At 48.0% G+C, this 21,588-nt stretch carries 17 protein-coding genes and 1 tRNA gene; 7 read left to right on the top strand and 11 right to left on the bottom strand.

The genetic code is table 11. The annotated features are described in order from the left end of the window. Nucleotides 1-12: 12 nt before the first annotated feature. The 3 genes from ACXYMU_RS09580 to hsdR form a co-directional block, all read right to left on the bottom strand. Complete coding sequence (locus ACXYMU_RS09580; RefSeq protein WP_458986158.1) at nucleotides 13-1,290, bottom strand: restriction endonuclease subunit S; 1,278 nt, start codon at nucleotides 1,288-1,290, stop codon at nucleotides 13-15. After that, nucleotides 1,290-2,750, bottom strand: a complete 1,461-nt coding sequence (locus ACXYMU_RS09575; protein WP_458986157.1) for a type I restriction-modification system subunit M — start codon at nucleotides 2,748-2,750, stop codon at nucleotides 1,290-1,292. The genes ACXYMU_RS09580 and ACXYMU_RS09575 overlap by 1 nt, the downstream gene beginning before the upstream one ends. Before the next feature lie 229 nt (nucleotides 2,751-2,979). Then, nucleotides 2,980-6,225, bottom strand: coding sequence for a type I restriction-modification system endonuclease (gene hsdR / locus ACXYMU_RS09570; RefSeq protein WP_458986156.1), 3,246 nt, complete (start codon nucleotides 6,223-6,225; stop codon nucleotides 2,980-2,982). 1,428 nt (nucleotides 6,226-7,653) lie between these two features. On the opposite strand from hsdR, the gene ACXYMU_RS09565 reads away from it, so the two are divergent. After that, nucleotides 7,654-9,636, top strand: a complete 1,983-nt coding sequence (locus ACXYMU_RS09565; RefSeq protein WP_458986155.1) for an Ig-like domain-containing protein — start codon at nucleotides 7,654-7,656, stop codon at nucleotides 9,634-9,636. A gap of 762 nt (nucleotides 9,637-10,398) precedes the next feature. Here ACXYMU_RS09565 and ACXYMU_RS09560 read toward each other — a convergent pair. Beyond that, nucleotides 10,399-10,470 (bottom strand) — tRNA-Glu (locus ACXYMU_RS09560). A 178-nt stretch (nucleotides 10,471-10,648) separates the two neighbouring features. Between ACXYMU_RS09560 and gap the strand changes: the two genes are divergently transcribed. From gap to ACXYMU_RS09540, 4 genes are all read left to right on the top strand, one after another. Further along, the gene (gap, locus tag ACXYMU_RS09555) at nucleotides 10,649-11,641 is read left to right on the top strand and encodes a type I glyceraldehyde-3-phosphate dehydrogenase (protein ID WP_458986154.1); all 993 of its coding nucleotides are present in this window, start codon (nucleotides 10,649-10,651) and stop codon (nucleotides 11,639-11,641) included. 173 nt (nucleotides 11,642-11,814) lie between these two features. Then, on the top strand, nucleotides 11,815-12,663 hold the full coding sequence (locus ACXYMU_RS09550) for a universal stress protein (protein WP_458986153.1): 849 nt from the start codon (nucleotides 11,815-11,817) through the stop codon (nucleotides 12,661-12,663). 186 nt (nucleotides 12,664-12,849) lie between these two features. After that, nucleotides 12,850-13,737, top strand: coding sequence for a diacylglycerol/lipid kinase family protein (locus ACXYMU_RS09545; RefSeq protein ID WP_458986152.1), 888 nt, complete (start codon nucleotides 12,850-12,852; stop codon nucleotides 13,735-13,737). Nucleotides 13,738-13,743: 6 nt separating this feature from the next. Further along, nucleotides 13,744-14,091, top strand: coding sequence for a translation initiation factor (locus ACXYMU_RS09540; RefSeq protein WP_458986151.1), 348 nt, complete (start codon nucleotides 13,744-13,746; stop codon nucleotides 14,089-14,091). Nucleotides 14,092-14,167: 76 nt separating this feature from the next. Here the strand turns inward: ACXYMU_RS09540 and kdsB are convergent, their stop codons facing one another. From kdsB to ACXYMU_RS09520, 4 genes are all read right to left on the bottom strand, one after another. Then, nucleotides 14,168-14,905, bottom strand: coding sequence for a 3-deoxy-manno-octulosonate cytidylyltransferase (gene kdsB / locus ACXYMU_RS09535; protein WP_458986150.1), 738 nt, complete (start codon nucleotides 14,903-14,905; stop codon nucleotides 14,168-14,170). 89 nt (nucleotides 14,906-14,994) lie between these two features. Next, nucleotides 14,995-15,330, bottom strand: a complete 336-nt coding sequence (locus ACXYMU_RS09530; RefSeq protein WP_458986149.1) for a hypothetical protein — start codon at nucleotides 15,328-15,330, stop codon at nucleotides 14,995-14,997. 68 nt (nucleotides 15,331-15,398) lie between these two features. Beyond that, nucleotides 15,399-15,740 (bottom strand): hypothetical protein, encoded by a 342-nt coding sequence (locus tag ACXYMU_RS09525; protein ID WP_458986148.1) that lies wholly within the window; start codon nucleotides 15,738-15,740, stop codon nucleotides 15,399-15,401. A gap of 139 nt (nucleotides 15,741-15,879) precedes the next feature. Continuing rightward, nucleotides 15,880-17,241, bottom strand: a complete 1,362-nt coding sequence (locus tag ACXYMU_RS09520; protein ID WP_458986147.1) for an NfeD family protein — start codon at nucleotides 17,239-17,241, stop codon at nucleotides 15,880-15,882. Nucleotides 17,242-17,339: 98 nt separating this feature from the next. Between ACXYMU_RS09520 and ACXYMU_RS09515 the strand changes: the two genes are divergently transcribed. Together ACXYMU_RS09515 and ACXYMU_RS09510 are read left to right on the top strand one after the other, a co-directional pair. Further along, a complete protein-coding gene (locus tag ACXYMU_RS09515) occupies nucleotides 17,340-18,119 on the top strand; it encodes a DUF4905 domain-containing protein (RefSeq protein ID WP_458986146.1) in 780 nt (259 codons plus the stop codon). Nucleotides 18,120-18,131: 12 nt separating this feature from the next. Further along, nucleotides 18,132-19,067 carry a LysM peptidoglycan-binding domain-containing protein gene (locus ACXYMU_RS09510; RefSeq protein WP_458986145.1) on the top strand — a complete coding sequence of 312 codons (936 nt, stop codon included), beginning with the start codon at nucleotides 18,132-18,134 and terminating at the stop codon, nucleotides 19,065-19,067. A gap of 134 nt (nucleotides 19,068-19,201) precedes the next feature. On the opposite strand, the gene ACXYMU_RS09505 is transcribed toward ACXYMU_RS09510, so the two are convergent. The 3 genes from ACXYMU_RS09505 to rpmF all read right to left on the bottom strand — a co-directional run bounded on the left by ACXYMU_RS09505 (nucleotide 19,202) and on the right by rpmF (nucleotide 21,538). Then, the gene (locus ACXYMU_RS09505; protein ID WP_458986144.1) at nucleotides 19,202-20,200 is read right to left on the bottom strand and encodes a beta-ketoacyl-ACP synthase III; all 999 of its coding nucleotides are present in this window, start codon (nucleotides 20,198-20,200) and stop codon (nucleotides 19,202-19,204) included. Between the two features lie 146 nt (nucleotides 20,201-20,346). Next, a complete protein-coding gene (gene plsX / locus ACXYMU_RS09500; RefSeq protein ID WP_458986143.1) occupies nucleotides 20,347-21,288 on the bottom strand; it encodes a phosphate acyltransferase PlsX in 942 nt (313 codons plus the stop codon). Between the two features lie 52 nt (nucleotides 21,289-21,340). After that, nucleotides 21,341-21,538, bottom strand: coding sequence for a 50S ribosomal protein L32 (rpmF, locus tag ACXYMU_RS09495; RefSeq protein ID WP_458986142.1), 198 nt, complete (start codon nucleotides 21,536-21,538; stop codon nucleotides 21,341-21,343). Between the last annotated feature and the right edge of the window lie 50 nt (nucleotides 21,539-21,588).

The raw sequence follows: 21,588 nt of genomic DNA, 5'->3' as shown, positions 1-21,588 counted from the left end.
ATTACCAATGTTTTACAACACCAACTCTCCCTGCTTACCACCCTCGGCCTTTTTGCCTTTAGCTGGCTTAAGTGCTGCAGCCTTCGCGGCTTTTATCTTCTCCAGCAGCACGGTGGCGGGTTCGTCGGTGGGGCTTTGGGGCACTAGCTCGCCTCGGAAGGCTTTGGCAAGTATGGCCTGCGATAATACAGCTAATGATGGTTCGATAGTTTTGCGCCACTTGCTTAAGGCAGATGAGTACCAAGCGAGAACTTGTTCAGCCTGTTCCTGGATGCGTAGCGGAGCTATAGGGTAGTTGATGTTAACTAAATTTTTGAAGTAAAGTCTAGAACGCACACTTCCTTTTGTGTTTGCATTGATCTCCAAAAATCCCATTTCTGATTTTAAGAAGCCCAATAGCAGTTTTGGAGACAAGTCTTTTTTTACTCTGAAAACTATGTAATCAGGACTAGTTATACCTATTTCATCTCCCTCGTAGATAGCAATAGATCCGATATTAACCCTCATTGCATTATACACAAAGCCCCCAGGACGAACTATCTTATACTTTTCGAAAGTCTCCTTTTGGCCTGTTTCTAACTCTATGATGCCTTTCTGTGCAGACACACCTACTTTAGTTTTATTTTGCCAATCTACGCCGATCCTCTCTGTACTTTCCTCTAAATATTCGGCTAGCTTTTCTCTAGCATAAAAGGCATCTTCTTCTTTATCGACTAAGCAAGCTTTTATGTATTTAGAATGAAGAGAGATAATTCCTTCCCACCTACTCTTGATGCTATCGAGGTGCTGAAAGGCTTCATCCAGTTTGGCTACAATGCGCTTTTGCTCGGCAAGGGGTGGGAGGGGGAATTCATGTAGTTTTATTACCTTTTGAGAAATATTGGGTTGTGCTCCTCCTTTACCTTTTTCTATAAACTTATCCTTTTCTGATTTAAGGAAGTAATGTAGAAACTTGTTAACTATTCCCTCATGTGCTTGTGCGACTGCACAAGCCTGATTAGTTGCTGCCTCTATACCTAATATAGCTGTTTTACCAATTGTGGCCCCATACATTGCTATACATATAGAACCTTTTGGGAATAATTTAGCGCTTGATTTTTGTAAACCTAGTTCTGTTATAAATTCACTTGCTTCTTTAATTACTCCGTCATTTAAATCTCCGGTTTTAATCCATGGTATATCACCCTCATAATATGAAGCAATTGCTCTATTAGGTGTGCCACCCGAACCCCAGTTTGCTATTTCATCTAGTGTAACTAATTCCCAATCCTCTGGTAATTCTCTCTCCATTATCCCAACAATTCAATTATCTGGTTCAACTCTGCTTGTATGGCTTTCAGCTCGTCGGCGGCCTGGCGAGCGAGGTCTATCGGCTCGTCGGTGTGGGCGCTGCTGCTATAGTTGGCATCAGCAATCAGGCCGAGGTCCAGGGAGTCATTCTTCTTGGCGATCTCTTCGCGTGTCAGGCAGCTCCAGCGCTCGTCCTGCACTTCGGCGCGGAGGGCGTAGTTTATACTTCCGTTGTAGCTTTCCTTTAGCTCGCTAAGGGCAATGCCTCCGGTATAGGCTTTCACAAAATCGGAGAAGGCGTTGCGGGTAAAGGGCGTGCGCTTGCCGTAGCTGGGGGCGTTGGTGCGCATGTCGTAAAACCATACCTTGTTAGTGTTGCCGGTCTCGGTTTGGCCGCGCTCAAAAAACAGCACGTTGGTTTTAACACCTGCCGCATAAAATATACCTGTTGGCAATCGCAAAATGGTGTGCAGCTTGCATTTGTCCATCAGGTCTTGGCGTATTTTGCGTCCGTCGCCGTCCTCGAACAGCACGTTGTCGGGCAGCACCACGGCAGCCCGAGCCCCACCACGCTTGTGCAGCGAGCGGTAAATGTGCTGCAAAAAGTTAAGCTGCTTGTTACCCGACAGGTATACCAGATCGTCGCGGGTAGGCCGCTCGCCACCCTGCTTCGTACCGAAAGGCGGGTTAGCCAGCACGCCGTCAAATCCTTTAAATGTTTTGCCCAGCTCCGATAGCGTATCACCCATCTCGATGCGGCTCTCCAGGCCATGCAGTTTGGCGTTCATGAGGGCCAGGCGATGGGCATCTTGCACCAGCTCGCAACCGCTAAAAGCCTCGTTTACCTGAAATGCGCGGTCTTCGGCGTTCAATTCGTAGTAGTTGTCGGATTTGTCGCGCAGGTACTGGTCGGCAGCAATCATAAACCCAAAAGTGCCAGCTGCAGGGTCATTCCAGCGCTCTTTCAGTTTCGGGGCCATCAGCTCCACCATGATATTGATGAGTGGGCGAGGGGTAAAGTACTGGCCTGCACCGCTTTTCTTCTCACCGGCGTTGCGTTCCAGCAGTTCCTCGTAAATGGTAGCAATCTTGTCCTGCTCCACATCGTCGTACCAATCGATGGCATCAATGCTCGTAATCAGCGTTTTCAGGTTTACGGGCTTGCGCAGCGTAGTGCTGGCATTGGTATAAATCTCCTTTACCGCAGCATTCTCAGACTTAGTGCTGATGGTAGCCAGCAGCTCGCGGTAAGTATCGAACAGGTCTTTGTTATCAGTTATGCTTTTGAGTTTGCCCCAGCGGTAATCTTCCGGTATAGCCTCCTCAAAATCCTTCACCTCCGATAGTCTCAGGAAAAGTATATAGGTAAGTTCGTTCAGGTACTGGTGGTAAGTAACTCCGTCGTCGCGCAACACATTACACAGGTTCCAGAGTTTATTCGCTATTTCTTCGGCACTCATATTGGTGGTTGGTAAGCTATAATAGTAAAGTTTTCGATTGTCTTTTTAAGTCCCCCTTTAAAGGGGGTAGGGGGATGACTTACATCTGCGAAGTACATCCCATTTATATTCTATTTTTGCAATAATTCCATTTGGTTAAGCTACAGTTAATCTATGTGTTTTGTAATCCCCCCTTATCACCTTTAAAGCGGGCCTTTTTTCATCCCACCTATTATTAGAAGGAGGTGTATTAAGCTGATTGGATGTACAGATTGTCGTTTATGGTTTCTATGACTTCTGCCAGGTGGTTTTCGAATACCTTGTCGAGCCTCGTAAATCCGCCAGCATCTTTAAAAGGATCTTTATTTAGGTCTTCTACCTGTAGTACTGTTTCAGCCATTAGCTGGCTTTCAAAGCGGTCTAGCCAGTTGAGCTGCGTTTTATTCCATTGGCGCATGTCCCGCACTTTGTCCACGGCACGCTTAATGCGCTCGTCGCGGTTTTCCAGCGTGCTGCCTATGGCCATTGCCCTGATAAAGGAAACGATATCTGCTGCAATATCCTGCTTTTTCGCCTCTTTCCATGCCTCTTTCAGCGAGCTTGTAAAGAAGTTGTTCAGGCTCAGTTCAATATAAAGATCCTTCAACGACTGGCGGTTAAGTTCCTTTGGATTGGTGCAGATAATGTTGAGGGCTGCAATCTTGTTCTGGTTCTCTTTGATAAAGCGCCCAAAGCTTTCTAGGTAATCCTCTGGCTTCTGACTCTTGCCATACCCCCGGTTGGTTTTGATAAACTTGTCCTGGTGCTCCGAAACATACTGGGCCGTAGGGTCGGGCTTTAGCTCATCCAAAAACATCCACAACCCGGACAGCTGAATAATATCGTATATGCTCTGCTGCAACGGCTGGTTAAGCAGCTTTGTGATCAGTTCATCAGGATCGGTGCCGCCAGCTTTATACTTAAACTGCTCTTCGTGGTGGCTGTTCATTTTCTGTTTTTTTCGCTGCAGCTTGGCCACCATCTCTTCCAGTTGTTTCTGCGCGCGCTCGTTCGTGTCGATGTCGTGCAACTCCTCAGCAAGCTGCAGGAAGGTAGCGGAGGGGTTAGCCACCACCGGTTTCATTTGGGTATAGTCCTGGAGTGTTTCATATAGCCTGACGGCATCAAATATCCGGAAGCTCTCTTTCTTTATCTCATCGCAACGGCGGGTGGCACGGCCCATCATCTGCTCATACAAAATCCGGGACTTTACCTTTCGCAGAAACACGATATTGCAGATCGCAGGCACGTCTATTCCGGTTGTGAGCAGATCAACGGTAACGGCAATGTTCGGGTATTTCTCGTTCTTGTATTTCTTTACCTGCTCCGCCGGGTCATACGATTTGCCGGTTATCTTCTCAATGGCGTTATCCGGAACCTCTATGCCCGCTTTGTTAAATTCTTCCTTCAGAAGGGCTACCACCGTATCGGCGTGGCTATCTGTGGCGGCAAAAACAAGTGTTTTCTCCTCGCTGTCCGGGTCCAGGTTTCTAACCAGTTGTTGAATCACGGTGCGGTTAAAGCTCTCGTTCAGCACCAATTTGTTAAAACCGGCTACATCAATTTTCAGCTCGTCCTCCAGTTCTTCCAACTCCACAATCGCGTTGTTCTCCTTGTTGTAAGCTTTCGGTTTTTCTCCTTTTTGCCAGATAATACCCTGCTTGTTAAGCTCCGTCTCGAATAGGTAGGGCGGATCATAGTCGATGAGGAAGCCGTCTATAACCGCCTCTCTGTAGGAGTAGGTATAAACAGCAGGCCCAAATATTTCTTTTGTGTGCAGGGCAGGGGTGGCCGTAAGTCCAATTGCATAGGCATCAAAGTAATCAAGCACCATCCGGTACTTACTGATATAATCGCGTTGGTCCTTGAAAACCAAATCTTCCTCATTCAATTGCTTATCCAGCAGATAACCACGGTGTGCTTCGTCTATGATAATGCAGTCATATTGGTCTACAGAGGGTAATTTCTCATCTGATTCGTTGTAGAACAGCCGTTTTACCATACCCTGCACCGTTGCAAAATGCAGGCGGGTATTAATATCTGGGGCTATGTGTTTCAGCTCCTTTACCTCGTAAATCTCAGCAAAGGTATTCAGGTCCACTACCTTGTTATCCTTAAAAGAATTAATAGCCTGCGTGCCCAGCAGCGTGCGGTCTACGAGAAAAAGAATCCTTTTAAAGCGGTTAGTCTGTATGAGGTGGTAACTTAGGCCAATAACGGTTCTTGTTTTGCCTGTGCCTGTGGCCATGGCAATCAAAGCCCTGCGGTCATCGGGTTGCTCCATCAGCTTTTTCTCAACCGCTTGTATGGCCTTGATCTGGTACTCGCGCAAACCCAAACCGCTCTTGTTTTCCAGAAAGTCGAGTGGGGTAGTGCTTAGCTTCTGGTTTGCTGCGGCAATATCCCTTTCGCGTAGGTCTACTAACCCTTCAGGAGAGTACCATCCCTGCAGGGGTTTGGCATTGTTGTGCTGCTCGCGTACATCCAGAAACCACACGCCGCTTTTAGTTTTGATCTGCTCCAGGTAAGGCCTGCCATTGGTAGAGAACAGGAAAGGCACTTTATACTTGTCCCATTGTCCCAGCAACACCGCCTCGTTTTTGGCCTCTACAAGTTCGGCATATGCTTTAGACTGGCCCAGGTCCGTCGAGATATCCTGTGCATATTTTTTGGCCTCCACAATGGCATAAAGGTCTAACCCGATGAAGAGTGCATAATCTGCCCATTTAGGACCACAAGGCCATTCAGCAATCGCTAAGTTTTTGCCGCGTTGTGGCAGGGTTTTATGTTTCTTGAAATTAAGTGTAGGGGTATTGGCATCCCATCCGGCCTTGCGCAGCTGTGTATCTATCAGCTCCCGTGTCTCAGCCTCCGACATTTCTATTTTGCTGGCTGCCTTCTCAGAGCGCTGCTGTATAGCCTGCTGTTTCTCTTCTGGCAGGCCTTGGGTACTTCTTTCGTCAAGCAGTTTTTGGAAACGCGCTTCCAGCTCTTTGTACTCATCTTCCAGCAGTTTCAACGCGTGCCGGGCATCCAGGTTAGCCGGAACCTGAAACCTTATTCCTGTAATATCATGGGGCTGGCTGCTGTACGTTTCATAGTACCACTTTGCAAGCTTAAAAGCTAAAAGTAGGTTATGCTTCGCCTCGTCGGTTTCGGTCTCACCTGTATGGGAGGCTGTATTACCTGATTTTCGGATTTGGTGCAGTATATCCCTGATACTGTAAGGCAGAACGTGCTCGTACTCCAGGGTTTTGAGACGCTGAAACTGCGAGTTCTCCCCCGGAAACTCCAATGCGTGTTCTTCAAACAGCTTTACCGTCAGGCGTTCGGCAAATAGTCTGAGTTTCATTAGGCTGGCTGCAGGGTCCGTGTGCAAATGATATTCCGCAGAATGACCTATATTGAACAGAATAGGGAATTCCTCTTCTAGGAAGGAGAAGTTAGATGCAGCCATATCAAGTTTGTTTTCAGAAAGTAGACCTAGTAGAATATTTTGTATAAATATAGTACATTAAGTAACAATAGTGAATCCGGTATATAAAATTCACTTTCATTACAGAGATTTGCCTTACCTGTGAATAAGCAGGCAGCTTATATACTTTTCATGTTTTGTAGCTCTATTTCATAAGCTATTGCTGTGGGGTATTGAGGGTTTGTTGTTGATAATAGATTATAGTGAGGTATAGAAGCTTTGAGAGGAGGAGCAGGCTATGAAGCTATATTCGGTTCCTAACACATCTTCTTAGAGTATGAGGAGTACATATTTTGACGTATAGTTGAAGCTGAAAGTGAAACTAAATACTTGATTCATTGAAATTTATCCACAAGGATTTAGCGGCTTTAGAGGAGTTTCTGAATTTGAAGCACCTATTCTTGCCTGATCTGTTGAACATAACGAGTGTTAAGTGACAAGGATTAGCAGTGGTGCTAATGTATCAAGTACAGAGGCCTATGCTGCGCCTTACGCTTTCTTGTCCAGAAGGTACGGTAATTCCTCAACGAGCCGGCTCCACTCTGTATCATTGTCATTTATCTGGACCAATAGCCTATCCCTGTTGGCTCGCTGATGGCTTATAGGTTATTCCTTGCATATTTTACACATGCAAATTTTAAGTTAAACCCATGTAACCCTACGACCAGCTCACGCCCCACTAGCAAAGGAACCGTAAGAATGCCTCCAGGGTGTTATCCTATGCTGTGTTCGGCTGAGTGTCGCTATGGTCACTGTGGCAGGCCCCCAGCTTCAGGAGGAGGCTAACGCCGATATCAGAAAAGTAGAGAACGCTATCTTAGAGTACTAATGAACTCCTCTCTCGGGCCAATAAGACTGGAGTAAAACAGTTCTATTATTATTTCACTCGGCTCTCTGTACAAAACAAGAGGGACACTACTCTGGCTAAAAAATCATGTGTAGTTGCTTATCTCTTAACTTGTATTAAGCAAAGGGAAAAAAGTGGACGGAAAAGTATATGTACCCCCTACAGGCGACCGTAAAGGCAATTTCCTCTATTGCGCGTAGTTGTATATTTTAAGTTGCTCCTGTCTATCATGAATGGGCTTATAGGTTATAAACAAGAAGGGCTCCTCATCACAAGGTGCCCTTCTTGTTCTATAACGAAAGTTATGTTCTATAGAGGTTGCCGCATACTCACCATGACCTGTTCTATAACAAGGGGTGGCCGAGAGGCTGACTAGGGAATCCTAAAATTAGAAGATGGCTCTTAAGTCTTTAGCAGCTTAAAGTGGCTACTCAATAGTTTTTATTATTCACCTTAATATTAATAGCTTCTAAACCTTTTTGTAAAGGTAATGTATAATTTAATAGACACATAATTATATATAAAGCGTAAACTAAGAGTCTAATTTCTTTACTCTTACCTTTATGAGCCGATATATAAAAACTCTGCGCATTTCAGTACTTGTTATGGTAGCCTTATTTAGCATACCAGCTTGTGAATTCTTTGAAGAAATAGACAAAAATCCGCCACCTAAACCTGTAAAATATAAAGGAGCAATCTTCACCAATGCAAATGATCCAAGATTTGCCGAAGTTGTAACAGATGATGGACAAAAAACAACTTTCTTCGGAACAAGGAATCCCGACGGTTCCCCAAAAAGCTTAATAGGGTACAGAATACAGGCTTTAAATGAACCAGACCCTGAGAAAGCTGATGTTGTGACTTTCGACTCTGAAGGCAGATATTCTAACATCATCCTAAAAACAGGTGAAGCCTTACACTTAGATTATCTGCCGAATGATTCTATTGCTCTTACTCTTTCTGGTCCTGAAGGATTAAGTGATATAATCATGGTGAAAGGTGCCAAAATAAATGATAAACAAGAACCAAGCTTAGGCGATGGTGGAAGATTAGCAGGAGTTACAGGTGCTGATGGCTACATCAACATAAAAGTAATGTCAAGAAATAAGTTTACTCAATCAGAGAAGAATGTAAAGGATGGAGAGACTACCGTAATGGTACGCATATTTGCTAACTCTCAAGACTATATGGTTCCGGCACATTATGACAAAGAAAAGCAATTATATTCTGTAAACTATAGATGGCTAGGTATAGTTGGGGAGCCAGAAGTTCCAAATCAGACCTTTGAAGATGCAAATGCAATAAGGAAAATAATTATGGAGGCAATTGCGAAAGCTTGCTCCTACACTGAAACACCTGGTAAAGAGATATCAATTCCGCAGCTTATCGCAGAGGCTACTTGCCCCCTTGCACCTTACAATCCATATGCCGCCGCATTTTGCTCTATTGGAATTGGAGGAGTTTTCTTTTGTGCAACCCCTGACGCAGCAAAGCTTGGAGAATTATTAGGTGGAATTATAGATAAAGTCAACTCAAAACTTAACCCACCACTCCCTACAGATGCGGCTGTATCTATCTCTTCACAGCATAAAAAATATGGAACAGAAAACGCCAAACAACTTACTATTGGTCAAATTAGGAGTAATGAGAATAGACCAGATGCTACAATCATTCATGAATACACTCCTAAGTTAAAGTTAACAAAGGTTTCAGGAGATAATCAGCCAGGTGAACCAAATGAAGAATTAGCCAGTCCACTGGTAGTAAAAATTGAAGACGAAGACAATCAACCGGTAGAGGGAATAGATGTCCAGTGGACTGCTACATCAGGATCCGGTAGTGTGTCACCTACGACTTCTAAGACAGGCGAAAATGGCGAGGCACGAGCAAGTTGGACTCTTGGAGAAAAAGAAGAAGGTCAAACTGTACTAGCGAGAGCTTTTGATACTCCGGAGAAGGAAGTCACAGGAAGTCCCATTGAGTTCAAAGCAATTATACAGAGAATAATTTTTATAGAGGTTACACCTTCAAGTACTACAGTTCCACTTGGGGGGACATATCAACTTAAGGCAAGAGCGATTGGAGTTGATGGTACAGATTTGACAGACAATAGTAACATACAGTGGGCATCTAGCAATGAATCTATTGCAACAGTTTCTCAATCGGGAATAGTGTCTGGTATAACTGGTGGAAATGTAGACATTACTGCTGCTACTCAAGGAGTGGTAGGTAGAGCACGAGTACAGATTATTCCACCTTGCGACAACCAAGAAGAAATCACTATAACTTATGATGTTATTGGAACACTCTATAAATTCAAAGCTCACGGTGGGTTCCCGCCATTTAAGTTAGTTAGAGTAATAATACAGCCAGAGTATGATGTGAATAGCATATCTACAGATGACGATCTTGGGTGTAATTTTGAATGGGAACTTGCAACTATCCCCAAGGAAAACGATCCTAAAGCTGGAGGAACAATTAAATCAACTGTAACAGATGCTACTGGTAAATCTGCTACTCTTACGGTTAGCTTTCCGCCTGAATAAGTTAAATTATTATGGATTATGTAGAATAAGCAGCTATAGCTGTTTCTACCTTAAAGTAACTGAGCCCGCAGGCTCTAAGCAATATTTGATTCCGAAGGTTGTGGCGATAGCGTCTTAATTTGTCTTTGACAATGCGGCATACTTTCACTTGCCCGATAGCATACTCGGCGACTACCCGCACCGAGGCCTTTGCTGGTTTTCCTGCTTTTCTTCCTGGCTAAGCTCCTTTCCCATCGGCTTCTTCAGAGGCTGCACCACAGTCTTCTCCTGTCTAGTCCTGAAATAGGTTAACAAAAGTTATCCCTTAAAACGCCCGTTTTCTGGATATGAAAAGAGGCGCTTTGTCTGTATCGGATAAGCCTATATTATGTCTAGTCCTGAAATAGGTTGATAAAAGTCATCCCGTAAAACGCCGGAATAATGAAATGAGGAAGTAGATTAAGCAAATGGTACCTTGGGTGTACCGAATTGCCGTCTCACTAATCATAAGGAAGATCTGATTCTTGAGATGAGTTAGTGAGAAGAGGAGAATCAATGATTGGAGATGATATGGCTATAGCTATCTACACATTTGGACATGAAGATTAGGGAGGGGTGGCTACCGCCAAAGCTATACTGTTACTGCTGCTTAAATCTACTAAAGCAGCCTAAGTAAAAACTGGAGCCAGCATGGAGTAAATCGATGATGAACTTATTTAGTGTCCGAATAGTGTCCGAAGCATAATAAAAAAGGCCTTCAGCGTTAACTGAAGGCCTTTCATGTAGCCCGTAGGGGAATCGAACCCCTGTTACTAGAATGAAAATCTAGCGTCCTAACCCCTAGACGAACGGGCCGTTCTGTCTAATTGTGGTGCAAATATACGGCTCTTTATCAACCTGCAAAACTTACCACGAAAATTTTTTCTGCAGGATCCGTAAAGTATTATAAATCAGTTTATAAAAAAATATTGGTTTTACAATATGGTATATTGTAACTTCGCATCCATCAAAAACTCTCAAAAAACTAGATACTATGTCTAAGATTAAAGTTGCAATCAACGGCTTTGGCCGTATCGGCAGACTTACATTCCGAGCTCTGCTTGAGAAAGACAACGTAGAGGTAGTTGCTATCAACGACCTGACAGATACTAAAACACTGGCACACCTGCTGAAATATGATTCCGTGCACGGACGTTTCAATGGCACTGTGGAAGCTACTGCCTCGGGCATCGTAGTGAATGGCCAGGAAATCCAGATCACAGCAGAGCGCGAGCCGAAAAACCTGCCTTGGGGCAAGTTGGGTGTAGACGTTGTGCTGGAGTCTACAGGTCGTTTCGTGGATGACGTAAGCGCAGGTGGCCATATCGAGGCTGGCGCACGCAAAGTGGTTATCTCGGCTCCTGCCAAAGGTGATATCAAAACCGTGGTATTAGGTGTGAATGATGATGTGCTGACAGGCGATGAGAAGATCGTTTCTAACGCATCTTGTACGACAAACTGCCTTGCGCCTATGGCCAAGGTATTGGACGACAAGTTCGGTATCGAAAAAGGCTACATCACAACGGTACACGCTTACACTGCTGACCAGAGCCTGCAGGATGGACCTCACAAAGACCTGCGCAGAGCCCGTGCTGCTGCCCTTTCTATCGTGCCAACCTCTACGGGGGCTGCGAAGGCGGTAGGACTTGTGCTGCCACACCTGAAAGGTAAACTGGATGGCGTAGCCATGCGCGTTCCTATTCCGGATGGCTCCCTGACTGACCTGACAGTTGTTCTGAAGAAGGCTGTTACAAAAGAAGAAATCAACGCTGCCATGAAAGAGGCTGCAGAAGGTGCGATGAAAGGTATTCTGGAGTATACAGAGGATCCGATCGTGTCTATCGATATCGTAGGCAACACGCACTCTTGTATCTTCGATGCTGAGATGACGTCTGCAAACGAGACGCTGGTGAAAGTTGTTGGCTGGTACGACAACGAAGCTGGTTACTCTAACCGCGCGGCCGACCTGATCGCTAAAATTGGCTAAGCTCTAGCTAAAAGCTACTTTTCTGAAGGCCTCTCCAGCTAAATGGGAGAGGCCTTTTTTTGTAATGAGCGTGCTTGTTTTGTGCAAATAAATCATTGTAACTCATCATTTATAGGTAAAAAACAGTATACGTAGGGTATACTATACTCCCAACCCATAAATACTCTTTTATTATGCTGAGAAGAATATTAGTACCGACCGATTTTTCTGAAGAGGCGCACCATGCTTTTGAGGTAGCTGTTGTGCTGGCCCGCAAAACGGGAGCGGGCATTAAGTTGCTGCACGTTTTAGAGGCTCCTTATATGACCGACTTCCGGACAACAGGCGAAATAGTGGCCCCAGACGGTATGCAGCAGATGTATGTGATGCAGATGTTGGGGGCAACGAAAGAACGAATGAGGAAACTACTGCACGCGGTTCCACACCAGGGGATTGATGTAGTAGAGGAAGTCGACGTAAGTAGGGTGATCAGCAAAATAAAGCGCACGATACAGGAAGACAACGTGGACCTGGTGGTGATGGGGTCGAAGGGAAGCAGTGGGTTGGATGAATTTCTGGTGGGGTCAAACACAGAGAAAGTAGTGCGCTCTGCCGATTGCCCTGTGCTCACGATTAAGGACCGCAACCCGCATTTCAATGTGAAGAACATTGTGCTGGCCTCCGACTTCAAACGCGAAGTCAGTCAGGCGATGGAGCACTTTAAAAATTTTCAGAGGCTGTTTGAGGCGAAGCTGCACTTGGTGTACATCAACACCCCGGGTGCTTTTGAGTCGAGTGGCAACCTGCGCCGCAAATTGGAGGAAACGGCACAGCGATATGGCCTGCAGCATTATACCGTGAATGTATACAACGACACGCTGGAAGAGGACGGTATCCTGCATTTTGCCCAGGATATCCGCGCAGACCTGATCATGATGGCAACGCACGGGCGCACCGGTTTGTCGCACCTGCTCAGCGGCAGTATTGCCGAGGACCTGGTAAACCATACTACCATCCCTGTCCTGACGATGCACCTGAAATAAGGCTGCTTATACTATTGGAGCGGGAGACTGAAGTGCCTGAACAGGTATGGCTTTCCAGCTGGCGCGATGGCATTGTAGCCTATCAGTTACCAAAAAAATGGCGAAAGCCCGTGGCAGAGATGTCAGGGGCTTTTTCGTATTTAAGTAGGAAAAGGGTAATTTTGCACAAAGCCCTAACCTGTACATATGAGCAAACGCCCCCACATCCGGTTTATCATCAATCCTAAATCAGGACCGAAGCGAAAGGCGGATGTGGCCGAGCAGATTAACCTGCACCTGGACTATGCAAAGTTTGCCCACGACATCGTGTATACCCAACATGCCGGCCATGCCCCGGAGCTTGCGCGGGAAGCAGCCGATGCAGGGTGCGCGGTGGTGGTGGCAGTGGGCGGAGACGGTACCGTGAACGAGGTTGCCCGGGGGCTGTTCCAGACGAATACGGCACTGGGCATTTTGCCGAGGGGGTCAGGCAATGGCCTGGCACGCCACCTGCAGGTGCCCCTGACGGCCGCTGGTTCTTTGGCTGTGCTGAACACGGGTACCGTAGATGCCATCGATAGCGGGAGCATTAACGGCCACCCTTTCTTTACCACGGCCGGTATCGGATTCGATGCCTACATCAGCTCGGTGTTTGCTGGGAGCAAAAAGCGCGGGCTGCAAAGCTATGTGGAGCTGGTGATGAAAGAAGTGCGCAATTACCGCCACCTGCCCGTAAAAGCGAGTATAAACGGCAATGTGATCGACACAGACTGCTTTGTGATGGCTTTTGCCAATGCTGCCCAGTATGGAAACAACGCCTATATTGCCCCGCAAGCCGACATACAAGATGGCTTGCTGGATGTTTGTCTGGTGCGTAAACTGGATATCATCCGGGCACTGAATATAAGCTATTGCATGCTGACCAACCAGTTGGCCCACGCCGACAGTGCCGAGTACTTTAAAACCGAACACATTAAAGTAGAAACCGAGGAGCCCATGATGTTTCATGCGGATGGCGAATACTTGGGCAAGACAACGGATTTTGATGTAAAGCTGAACCCGCTGTCGTTAAAGGTAATGATGCCAAAAAAATAGACAATCATGAAAGACAAAAATAAGAAGGGCCGCCAGGGCGTGGTGTACTCCACCAACTCTGATTTCAGCTACGATTACGAATCTGACCAAACCGAGGACACGCTGCCACCGCAGCAGCAAAACCTAAAGGTAATGATCGATAAAAAGTCCAGAGGGGGCAAGCAGGTCACGTTAGTGGCCGGCTTTGTGGGAACGGATGATGATCTGAAAGAGCTCGGCAAAATGCTGAAAAGCAAGTGTGGCGTAGGCGGCACAGCCAAAGATGGCGAGATCCTGATCCAGGGCGACTTCCGTGACAAGATTGTGCAGGTACTCCAGGCGGCTAACTACAAAGCCAAGAAGGCAGGGGGCTGAGGTAGTTCCGAGTTCCGAATGATGAGTTCCGAGTTTAAAACATAGCATTCGTCAAATCTTAACTCGTAATTCGGAACTACAGAAGGTGCGGCAGCACCTTCTGCAAGTCTTCGGGGGTATCGATGCCGATGGTTTCGAACTTGGTGAGGGCGGTGCTGATGCGGAAGCCGTTTTCGAGCCAACGCAGCTGCTCCAGCGATTCGGCTAGTTCCAGGGAAGAGGGCGGCAGCTGAGTGATTTGCTCCAGTATGTCGGCGCGGTAGCCGTAAATCCCGATATGCTTGAAATAGGTATGCTGCAGGTGCCAGATATCCTGGGGCACGTTCCGGCAATAGGGGATGGGCTGCCTGCTGAAATAAAGGGCTTCTTTTGCCTGGTTCAGCACGACCTTGGGCGCGTTCGCGTTAAATAACTCCTCTTCTGATTCCACCTTCTTAACAAGGGTTGCCAACTGTGTCTGCGGCTGCCGGAAACAAGCCGCTACCAGGTTTATCTGCTCGGGTTTGATAAAAGGCTCGTCGCCCTGTATGTTGATGATGTACTCGTAAGGCTTGTCGAGTAACGTATAGGCTTCAAAACAACGGTCTGTGCCGCTTTGGTGGTGAGAGGCAGTCATCACCACATTCCCCCCAAAAGCAGTTACATGCTCCCGTATCCGCTCATCGTCCGTGGCAACCACCACTTCGGCCAGGTCAGCTTGCTGCGCTTGCTCGTAAACCCTTCGGATCATGCTCTTACCATGGATGTCGACAAGGGGTTTGCCCGGGAAACGCGTACTGGCAAAACGGGCAGGAATGATTCCGAGGATGTCCATGCTATAAGTCTTTGAAAGGATAAAGCTTGATCAAGGGGCTAATTTACACAAGAGAAAATTGTTTTTAGCACGTCAGCGCAGCATAATTCTTAAAGCCTGCGCAATTCCACCACTTTAATGCTCTTCATCTCCTCACCAGCCTGACATGTCCGAACTGTTGTATTGTAATCTATGATCTTTGCCTCTACAGCTGTGGGAGGGTAGGTTTTATAACTGTCCGGGATATCGTCTTCATTTTCGGGCTTATGGTCTACATCACCGATTTTAAGGATATAACCGCATCCGTCTATGGCATAATCACCGGTCCAGTGGAGCGTGGCTTCAACTGTTCTTAGATCTAATTCACAGCCTTCCTCATCATCGCAAGAGGTAAGCGAGAGCAGGGCGGCTAAAAGTGCGAGGCTATAGAGGTATAACTTTCTCATGGCTACTTTTTGATGTATATAAGGGGGAGCCATCTGAGCAGGAAAGGGTTGCAAGCCAGGGGAAAGTTTTATGGGCGCTCTATTGAAATTATTCTGATGGCCTCCATGACCCTGGGTTGTGGCAACATACCGCAGCGGCGGTCGATTGGCTCATGCAAGGGCGCATACGTCAACTGCACGGTAGTGTTGGGGCTTTCCTTATACATGGCTGCAATAGCTTCCTCGTTCTCGGGGAGGTACTTTTTTCCGTCTATCAATACCTCAAACCCGCAGCCGTCGGCGGCAATCTCACCAGTCCATAAAAGTGTGGCTGTAGTAGTTTTAGTAGGAAATTCGTTTTCGTTGCGCTGCTGACAGCCGAGCAGCAGCAAGAAAAATAAACTACAGCAGGAGAAGATTCGCTTGCTCATAGGATCATGGAATTTGCGTTGGGTTATAACCAATTATAAGAAATCGCTCAGGCACCTAAATCTATTCCTGATGGGTATGCTTAACACGCAGGCAAGGCGTATGCTGTGACCTTATTTTTTTGCAGATTACCAAAAACGCTCAAGAAGGAGACGAACCCACTTTTTTCACCCGAAGCGAGAAGGTACTCTGGTCTACCACCTGCACAGCATCGCCCTTTTCAATAAACCCGTCACGGGCCTGGGCGTCATATAGTATATTGTCAATTAAAATGCGCCCTGTAGGGGTCATGCGGGTATGGGCCATACCGGTCTTGCCTACCAGGTGTATGGCGGTGTTGGCCGAGCGGTAGCCCTCCTTGCTATCAAAGGTATTGCGCAGCACTACCCGGTCCATGGCTTTACTGCTGACCAGGCGGTTCCAGGTGAGGGCAATTAATGCGCCGGCACCCACCATCCCCACCACGACCGAGATCAGGCTTTTCATCAGGTTTTCAGAAGGCACGAAAGTAAAGTCCAGGTTGTCGTTGTTGACCATGATCAGGACAAGGGAACTCACCACCAGCAGGATGCCGCTGATGCCGGTAATGCCAAAGCCCGGGATAACAAACACTTCCAGCAGAATCAGGATAAACCCAGCCAGGAACAGCAGGATTTCCCAGTTCTCGGCCAGGCCGGTCAGGTAATAAGGAACCAGGTAAAAGATGCCAGCCACCACTGCGGCCAGCAAGGGGAAGCCAATGCCCGGTGTCTGCAGTTCAAAGTACAGGCCCCCGATAATCAGCAACAGCAGGATACCGCTGATAAATGGGTTTAGGAAGAAATTAATGACGTTATCGGTTGTGCCGGGCTGGTAGCGGATAATTTCGGCCTGCTGCAAGTGCAGTTGCGCGAGCACGCCCTCCACATTCTCTGCCACGCCGTCGCAAAAGCCGTACTTCACAGCCTCGGTAGTCGTCAGGGTTAAAACCTGTCCAGCGGAGAGGGTGCTGTCTACGCTGGCCTCCACCATGGCTTCAGCCAAATGGGGATTGCGGCCGTTCGCCTCAGCGGTAGAGCGCATGATGGAGCGCATATAACTTTGGTATTTTCCGGGGGCGGCTTCACCCGTAGCCCCCACCACTGTGGCGGCCCCAATGTTAGACCCCGGCGACATGTAGATGCTGTCGCAGGCCAGTGAGATGAGGGCACCGGCAGACGCGGCGTTGTTATCGATGAACACATACACCGGCTTGGGGTAGTTTAGAAGCCGCTTCCGGATCTCGTCGGCATCGTTCAGCGCACCGCCGAAGGTATCCAGCACGAGCAGTATATGATCGGCTTCCGCCTCCGTGGCGGCATCCAGGGCCACCTTGGTATAGCGGTTGGTGCGCGGGTCTATCTCCGACTTTATTTCCATGATAAAAACCTTTGGCTTGTTTTGTGCTACGGAAACGAAGGGAAGCAGCAGGGCGAGCAGCAGATAGATCGCCTGCACATACTGTTGCTTTGGATAGGTTTTCATAAATTTGTGCGCTGGTTATGCGTTTTAACTGGCAATAAGATACTAAAATTTAGCAGCATATACTCCCGTTAATCTATACATACGATTTTGGTGCCCCCGTGTGGCGCATCTGCCTGGACACTTCCGCCAGAAGACTGGCCCTGGAGGTGCGTGACGGCGACCTGCTGCTGGCACATTTCTATACCTACGCCGCTGAAACCAGAAACTTACGCCAGCTAACCCTGCCGCAAAAGCAGGCCTGGTGGCTGGGGCTGGAGGATGCCCAGGACGGCAACGTATACCTGCACGGCTACGGCGACCGTAAACTGGGCCAGCATAAAGGCGTTTATGCGCTGGAGGCAAGCACTGACACCCTGGTATGGCAGCAGGAGGAGCAGGCTTTTTACGGGATAACTGCGGAAGGCATCATAACATATGACGTCGCAGCCCCGGAAGCTGATTTCCGGGTACTGGAGCCTGGGAGTGGGGCAGTGCTTCCTGCAGGTGTGTCGCAGCAGCAGGCCGCCAGGCAAATGGCCACGTACAGTGCGCACCGTTACAGTCAAACGGTCTACCCAACCTTGTACCTGGAAGGCGAGGCCTACTTTAATCAGGTACAGAGGTTTCTGGAGACACTGGGTATACGTGACACTACGCAGGCCATCGAGTACGCCGAGACCGAAACCCATATCGTGATTGGCTGCTATGTCCGCGAACCAGGCGCCAAACTCAAACAAACGCTACTGGTGCTAGACTTGAATGGTGCAATTTGCCTGAAAGAACCCATGGCACACAGTTTAACTGGGGTTGGTTCAGATAGTTTTTTTATCTTTATGAATGATCTATACTATATACAGGATAAACGCATCCTGCAGGTATATCAACTTTTAGCTTCGTAAATATTATAAGCCATGCTTAAACCCTTTCTCCTCACGCTTGTTGTAGTCCCCGCGCTTTCACTCACTGCCCACGCTGCTGACTTTTCGGCTGCGCGCGACTCGGTGGGTGTGGAGCGAAAGAATGGGAAGCTTTTTGTACAGCACAAAGTGGATCCGAAAGAGACTTTATACGCCCTGTCCAGAAAGTACAGTGTGCCGGTTGCACAAATCGTAGAGGCTAATCCATCGGTCGAAACCACCATCAAAATAGGGGAGATTGTGCTGATACCGCGCAAGGGCTCCGCCTCCGGTGCCATCGCGTCTACAGCCAAAACGGTTGCCGTCCGCCCTGCAGCCAGCACCCGCACCTACACCATCAGCGCGTCCGGTGAGAAATTCCATACTGTTGAGCCCCGCCAAACGCTTTATGCCATCTCCAACATGTATGGCGTAGCGGTGGACGAGCTTCGGCGCTGGAATAACCTGCCGGATAATAGCATCAGCATCGGCTCTACCCTGATTGTAGGGAAAGGGGCAGCGCAGCCAACCAAGAAGCCTGTCTACGTGCCGGAGGCGGACGATGAGATGGCAAAGCCGCGGGAAAGCGTGGCTACGGCATCGGGCACTGCTCCTGTAGAGGCTGCCCCCGTAGAAACGCCGACCACTACCGTTTCTTCGGAGAGCAGCAGCGAAAGCGCGGGCAAGATATTAGAAAGCGGAATAGCCGAAATGATCGACCCGAAGGCAGATACCAATAAATACCTGGCCCTGCACCGCTCGGCTCCGGTTGGCACTATCATGCAGGTGAGAAACAGCATGAACGGCCAGATTGTGTATGTGCGGGTAATTGGCAAGCTTCCGGCCACCGGCGATAACGAGAAGGTAATTGTCCGGATATCCAAAAAAGCCTGCCAGAAGTTGGGCGCCGTAGATCAGAAATTCAGGGTGGATCTTTCCTATATGCCTTAAGCATCAGGTATAAACCACAGTAAACAACAAGGCCTCCTGTTCATGTAAGTGGGAGGCCTTGTTGTTTTTGCTTGTATGAAAAAAAGGCAGCCTTCGCAAGGCTGCCTTTCGGTATTTATGTTTTGTTGCTGCGGCTATTTCGGATCGTAAGCCCACTTCAGGTAGATAGAGCCCCACGTAAAGCCACCGCCGAAAGCAGCCAGAATCACGTTGTCGCCTTTCTTCAGCTGGTCTTCATACTCCCACAGGCAAAGCGGAATGGTGCCGCTGGTGGTGTTGCCGTACTTGTGGATGTTGAGCATCACCTTGTCGTTGCTTAGGCCCATGCGGTTCGCGGTTGCCTCGATGATACGCTTGTTCGCCTGGTGGGGCACCAGCCAGGCAATGTCCTCGCCCTTCAGGTTGTTGCGCTCCATCACCTCCGCCGACACGTCAGCCATACCCTTCACGGCGAACTTAAACACTTGCTGCCCCTCCTGAAAGGCATAATGCTCACGTGCCTGTACAGTTTCGATGGTCGCGGGTCTGCGGCTGCCGCCTGCTTTCATGTGCAGGAAAGGAGCGCCGGTACCATCAGACTTTAGTACCTGGTCCTGGATGCCAAGGCCCTCAGTGTTGGGCTCCAGCATAACGGCTCCGCCGCCATCCCCGAAAATGATGCACGTCGCACGGTCGGTATAATCAACGATAGAGGACATTTTGTCGGCCCCAACAATGATCACTTTTTTGTACTGACCAGACTCCACAAACTTAGCACCAGTTGCCAGGGCGAACAGAAAGCCTGAGCAGGCAGCCTGCAAATCATACCCAAACGCATTCACGGCGCCTACTTCCGCGGTGATCAGGTTGGCTGTGGCCGGAAACACCATGTCCGGGGTAGTAGTGGCGCAAATTAGCATGTCCACCTCTTCAGGCTTGGTGTTTGTTTTTCTTAGAAGCTCCTTTACTGCTGGGATAGCGATCTGAGAAGTACCCATGTTCTCGCCTTTTAAGATACGCCTTTCCTTAATGCCGGTGCGAGAGGTAATCCATTCGTCATTCGTTTCAACCATGGTCTCCAGCTCCTTGTTCGTCATCACGTATTCCGGAACATAGCCACTCACGCCTGTTATGGCAGCAGTAATTTTACTCATCTTGATACTTCTTAGATTGGTTAGTTTTGTGGTGGGCAATTTAATAAAAAAAACTTGGCATAACCTGTCCGGCTTCTAAAAAGAATAGCCTATACAGATTATGCCAAGAATTATTGATGCAATTTGAGCGGGCTTATTGTAACCCCCTAAGCGCTATAGTTTTTCTTAAAGCGCTCTGAAAGGTTAGAGGCTGCCATCTTCTGGGCCTGCAGCACCATGTTGCATACTGCCCGTGGGCTGGATACACCGTGGCCGATCACGGCATTGCCGTTAATGCCCAGGATCGGGCTGCCGCCTGCCGCCTCGTAATTGAATTTGTCGAAAAAAGGATCCTTGATGTTTTTTTCGTTTAGGATATCATAGAGCGATTCAGCGAGCTTCAGAATGATGTTGCCGGTATAACCGTCGCACACAATCACATCGGCTTTGTCGTTGAAGAGATCGCGCCCTTCGATGTTGCCGATAAAGTTGATGTGCTTGTTCACTTTTAGCCGCTGATGGGCCGCCTGCGTATGCATTGTTCCTTTGCCCTCTTCCTCGCCCAGGTTCATCAGGCCTACCTTCGGGTTCTGGATGCCCAGCACGTTTTCCGCATAAATAGAGCCTAGTTCACCAAACTGCTCCAGCACTTCAGGCTTGCAGTCGGCGTTGGCGCCTACATCCAGGATCACACCGAAGCCTCCACTGAGTTTGGGCACAAAGCTGGCAATAGAAGGGCGCAAAACGCCTTCTACCGCTTTAATGCTAAACATAGCGCCTACCAGCATCGCACCAGTGTTGCCGGCGCTGCAAAAAGCATCGGCTTTCTGAGCCTTCAGCAAACCATAGCCAACGGCAATGGTCGAATCAGGCTTTTGGGTGAGCGCCTTTGTGGGGTGCTCACCCATTTCAATTACCTGGGAGGCATGCATCACAGCAATGTTCTTGCCAGTGAAGCCGTACTCTTTGAGCAGCGAATGAATGACGTCCTCCTTGCCGATCAGCAGGATTTCTTCATCATTGTTGAGCTCCTGAGCAGCCAGCACAGCACCCTTCACAATAGCCTCAGGTGCAAAATCGCCGCCCATGGCGTCTAAAGCGATTCTCATTTACAGGGGGTGTTTTGGGATATACAGAACTAAAACTATAGCAGGCTAAGCCTTACTGCGCGTTAGCTGTATAATTTTTGATTGCGAGTTTGCCTTTGTGGAACAGGTCACCTTCTACCACATATGCATGGTGATACAGGTGAGGGGTGTCTGTAGTAGGGCAAAGAGCAATGGCTTTCTCAGAGAGTTTCTGGTGAGTTCTTCTCTTATCTCTTCTGGTCTTCGAAATCTTACGTTTAGGATGTGCCATTTTTAGTTAGAAATTTACTTTGGTTTATGCTTTATTAATTTCTTGATTCA

It is taken from the genome of Pontibacter sp. CAU 1760, assembly GCF_054482735.1.
This window is presented reverse-complemented; position numbering and strand designations above follow the sequence as displayed.

Coding starts and splice junctions, on each gene's coding strand:
- ACXYMU_RS09505 (WP_458986144.1), bottom strand. CDS start 20,200: ATGAGTAAAATTACTGCTGCCATAACAGGCGTGAGTGGCTATGTTCCG.
- ACXYMU_RS09525 (WP_458986148.1), bottom strand. CDS start 15,740: ATGAGCAAGCGAATCTTCTCCTGCTGTAGTTTATTTTTCTTGCTGCTG.
- ACXYMU_RS09510 (WP_458986145.1), top strand. CDS start 18,132: ATGCTTAAACCCTTTCTCCTCACGCTTGTTGTAGTCCCCGCGCTTTCA.
- ACXYMU_RS09575 (WP_458986157.1), bottom strand. CDS start 2,750: ATGAGTGCCGAAGAAATAGCGAATAAACTCTGGAACCTGTGTAATGTG.
- ACXYMU_RS09540 (WP_458986151.1), top strand. CDS start 13,744: ATGAAAGACAAAAATAAGAAGGGCCGCCAGGGCGTGGTGTACTCCACC.
- ACXYMU_RS09530 (WP_458986149.1), bottom strand. CDS start 15,330: ATGAGAAAGTTATACCTCTATAGCCTCGCACTTTTAGCCGCCCTGCTC.
- ACXYMU_RS09550 (WP_458986153.1), top strand. CDS start 11,815: ATGCTGAGAAGAATATTAGTACCGACCGATTTTTCTGAAGAGGCGCAC.
- hsdR (WP_458986156.1), bottom strand. CDS start 6,225: ATGGCTGCATCTAACTTCTCCTTCCTAGAAGAGGAATTCCCTATTCTG.
- ACXYMU_RS09565 (WP_458986155.1), top strand. CDS start 7,654: ATGAGCCGATATATAAAAACTCTGCGCATTTCAGTACTTGTTATGGTA.
- ACXYMU_RS09545 (WP_458986152.1), top strand. CDS start 12,850: ATGAGCAAACGCCCCCACATCCGGTTTATCATCAATCCTAAATCAGGA.
- plsX (WP_458986143.1), bottom strand. CDS start 21,288: ATGAGAATCGCTTTAGACGCCATGGGCGGCGATTTTGCACCTGAGGCT.
- ACXYMU_RS09580 (WP_458986158.1), bottom strand. CDS start 1,290: ATGGAGAGAGAATTACCAGAGGATTGGGAATTAGTTACACTAGATGAA.
- rpmF (WP_458986142.1), bottom strand. CDS start 21,538: ATGGCACATCCTAAACGTAAGATTTCGAAGACCAGAAGAGATAAGAGA.
- ACXYMU_RS09520 (WP_458986147.1), bottom strand. CDS start 17,241: ATGAAAACCTATCCAAAGCAACAGTATGTGCAGGCGATCTATCTGCTG.
- gap (WP_458986154.1), top strand. CDS start 10,649: ATGTCTAAGATTAAAGTTGCAATCAACGGCTTTGGCCGTATCGGCAGA.
- kdsB (WP_458986150.1), bottom strand. CDS start 14,905: ATGGACATCCTCGGAATCATTCCTGCCCGTTTTGCCAGTACGCGTTTC.